This is a genomic window from Moorena sp. SIO3I8, from assembly GCF_010692325.1.
Lineage (GTDB): Bacteria > Cyanobacteriota > Cyanobacteriia > Cyanobacteriales > Coleofasciculaceae > Moorena.
In genome coordinates, this window is sequence record NZ_JAAHHW010000236.1 from 1 (window position 1) to 4089 (window position 4089).

Below are 4089 nucleotides of genomic sequence, written 5' to 3' on the forward strand. Positions count from 1 at the left end.
CAGCCCAGGTGGGGTCGCAATTTGGCTCGAAGTTGGTTAATCTGTTCCATGAGGGTTTGTGGTCTTTGTGGTAATTTCCATCAAACCCTCTCCCTGGCACTTTTTGCAACTTTTGTCCTGTACTGAGCGACCAGTGATGCTAGGAGTAAATTTATCAAATTTGTGAAAAATTTTTCATCAGTGGGCAAGTCAGTTTGCTTTTTATAAATCCTTAAGATATTGGATAGCTACTGATGGGAATATTATAAATATTAAGGTTAACTTATGTCACAATAATTCAATGAATTTTTTTTATTGTGGTAATCTTTTATTGATTTAGTCAGGAGTTAGGGTTAGTTTTAAATTTAACTCGTTTCTCTTGGTGCGCGTTCACGCTTAGCTTTGAAAAAGCGCGGGGTCGCACCGCTTGAGAATAATAAAAGTTCATAAATTCACCAAGTTCAAGAAGCTATCAGAACTTGCCCCCTTCAGAATCAAGTATTTACTCTGGATGCTATCCACTGCCAAAAACAAACCACCTTTGATATTATAAACTCCAATAATTATTATCTTATTGCCGTTAAAAAGAATCAAAAAAAACTCTATTATTATCTAGAATATGTGAGTAATCATCAAACCCCAATTACAGTTAATCGAACGATTGACAAGAGTCATGGCAGACAAATTGAGCGCATTACTTCAGGTGCGACCGGTCGCACCTGTTGAATATATTTGGTTAAAAACTAAAAATTTATTAATAAAATTTTGGGATAAATTACGGTAATTTGCGTTAGTTAAGTGGTTATTTACTTTTTTTATTCAAAGAGAAGTTTTTGATTTTAATAAACTTCATAAGTATGGTTTGTTGCAAAAAAAATAATAGGAAATAAACGATTAATTAAGCCAAGTTGATTTTTACGAATCATTTAGTACTGCTATAATTGGATACATTACTTGATTTTATTTATGGGGGGGTGACATCCACGCTAAAATCCTTACTGGGTAATAATTTCAGCCCATCAGTTATAAAAAGATAGATGCTGTTTTGGGCTGACATTGGATGTAGTTATAAGGGTTTGAGCTTCCAGAAAATGAAAGGAGGGTCAATTGGCTGTATCAAGCCATAGCTCATTGGCATCAAAGCCTTATATAGTAATGTTTTTAGGGCTCATGTTACCCCCTCAGATTTTATTTAAGGTTTTATCTATAAGTTTAGCATACTAGATACTGAAGAACCCCCAATCCTTATTATTTCGTTTAAAGTGAACGCATTTGTGAATCATTGCAAACATCTCAAAGCTAGTGATGGACTTGCTTCGCAATTCCTGGAGATGTCTATTTTCCAAAAACAAACTTCAACCTAACTAAGCCATGTTCGACGATCTGCTCTCAGCCTTAAAAAGGCTAGATAAATTACTAGAGCAAGCAGTAATAACAGCACAAGCTGTCTACGGTTCAGAAGCAGCTACTGACCCTTATCGAGGTCTTCGTATTAATCGCGATCAGGTCAAGCAACTCCTAGATCGTGAACCAGGGATACCTTTGTTTGCAGTAGATGCAGAAAAAACTGAGTCCGCTCAGACTAACAATACACCATTAAACTGGCTGAAACAGACTTTCGGTTTGTCTGAATTTGATTTAGACGTGATGTTGATTGCCCTGGCTCCAGAAATTGATTTAGGTTACGAGCGTCTATATGCCTATCTCCAGGATGATGTCACTCGCAGGCGACCTAGTATTGATTTAGCCTTAAATTTACTATGTCCCTCTGCTGAAGCCAAACTGTTGCAACGAGTTCATTTTGCTCCTGACGCACCCTTAATCAAACATGGCTTACTTCATTTAATTCCTGACCCTCATCAGGTTAAACCACCAATATTATCCTATTATCTCAAGCTAGACGAGCAGGTTATCCATTCTCTCTTAAAACAAAAGAGTCTTGAACCGCGTTTAGAATCTTGGTGTCAATTGATAGATAGTCCTGCTGTTGAGGACAAGTTACCGATTAGGGATGACATTAAACACATACTTCCTAAGCTAGTCAAACACGCTCAAAATACCAGCCAGTCTCTACATCTGTACTTCTCTGGTTTGTCTTCTACTGAAAAACGCCGTGGAGCGATCGCCCTTGCCGCTCAACTCAACAAGCAGTTATTGATTGCGGATTTAGCTCAATCTTTAGCAATTAAGGAAGAGTTTGACCAACTGCTAAAACTGTTGTTCCGTGAAGCCTGTTTTCACAATGCTATCCTCTATCTAGAAAGTCTGGAAAGTTTAGATGCACTACAGACCAAAGAGCAGCATCTGTTATATAAAAGCTTACTTGACAGACTAACTGAGGAAAAAAGTGTGGTGATCTTATCTGGAACACAGTCGTTGGTGCCAAAGTTTACCAATCTCCAGGGTATGATTACTGTACCTTTTGCTACACCGGATTTTTATCAACGGCGCGTTTACTGGCAAGCTAGTTTAGAAACTAAAGAAATTGTACTTAGCGATCGCGACTTGGATACCCTCGCCAATCGTTTTACCTTGAGTTCAGCCCAAATAGCAGGAGCAGTAACAACTGCTTGTAATCAGGCTTTGTGGCGTGCTGCTGCCGAATTTGAAGAATTGCCATTAAACAGTACAATTAAGCCAACCCTAAATGACTTATTAGCAGCGGCTCGTGACCAATCTGGTAGCAATTTAACTGAATTAGCTCGCAAACTTAACCCTAAGTATAGTTGGCAAGACATTATCTTACCCCCCGATCAACTCGCTCAGCTCAAAGAAATTTGTAATCAAGCCAAGTATCGTCATATTGTCTATGAGAAATGGGGCTTTCACCGCAAGCTATCCATTGGCAAAGGATTAAATGTACTATTTTCAGGTCCACCAGGCACAGGTAAGACCATGGCGGCGGAAGTGATTGCTAATGAACTACAGCTTGAGCTATACAAAATTGATTTATCCCAAGTTGTCAGTAAGTACATTGGCGAGACTGAGAAAAATCTGAACCGCATTTTTATGGCTGCGGAAACAGCTAACGCTATCCTTCTGTTTGACGAGGCAGATGCTCTGTTTGGCAAGCGGTCTGAAGTTCGAGATGCTCATGACCGTTACGCCAATATTGAAGTTGGGTATCTGTTGCAGAAGATGGAGGAATATGAGGGGATATCAATTTTGACAACAAATCTGCGCCAAAACTTAGACGAGGCATTTGTGCGTAGGTTAGCCTTTACAGTACACTTTCCCTCACCGGATGAAGCTAGTCGTCGGCGCATTTGGGAAGGAATTTGGACTGAGGAAATCCCCTTGTCAGCAGATGTAGATTTTGAGTTTTTGGCACGGCAGTTCAAATTGAGTGGAGGGAATATCAAGAATATTGCCCTAGCAGCAGCTTTTCTAGCAGCTGAGGCAGGTAGTGCAGTGATGATGGAACATCTGTTACAGGGCACTCGCCGGGAGTATCAGAAGATGGGTAAGGTCTGGAGTGATGGAATGCGATCGCATACATAATCCGCTCACGGTCAGTAGTTAGCCAGTTTTACACTAACGACGTACCTAGTGCTATTGTAAGCATTCAGCCGTTGGCCTTTGGCCAAGGCTGAGAGCTGAATCCTTACGTGCTATTTATCTGATTAAGCGACAAGTATAATACTGTAATCCTTGGGCGGTCGCGAACATATTATTGATCAAGTTATTTCTTTTTATTCCTGTTATCTTATTTCTAGAATTATTTTAATGAATTAATATAAGGTGCTATGGATGACTTAGGGAGAAGAAAGTACACAGGTGACGGTAAGTGCCGCTACAAACCGCTTCCTGGTGCATGGCAAGAGCCACAACCTTACATTGCTTCTAAAGCTTTTGCAGATGCAGTTAATACTGCTCTCTACCTGCGTCGTCCTTTATTATTAGAAGGTGACCCAGGCTGCGGGAAAACGCGATTAGCTTATGCGGTTGCCTATGAACTGGGTTCTCCCCTCTACAGCTGCTACATCCGCTCTACCAGTCGAGGCCAGGATTTACTTTATGATTATGATGCCATAGGTCGGTTGTATGACATTCAGGAACGTCAAACTGCAGGTAATCCCAGGCAACCTTTGTACCGCAGAAATTATGTTA

At 40.3% G+C, this 4089-nt stretch carries 2 protein-coding genes; both read left to right on the forward strand.

The window, feature by feature from the left end:
• Positions 1–1350: 1350 nt before the first annotated feature.
• Positions 1351–3480 (forward strand): ATP-binding protein, encoded by a 2130-nt coding sequence (locus F6K51_RS35485; RefSeq protein ID WP_293030403.1) that lies wholly within the window; start codon positions 1351–1353, stop codon positions 3478–3480.
• Positions 3481–3725: 245 nt separating this feature from the next.
• Positions 3726–4089: AAA family ATPase (locus F6K51_RS35490; protein WP_293030406.1), on the forward strand; the 364-nt coding region annotated here is incomplete at its 3' end.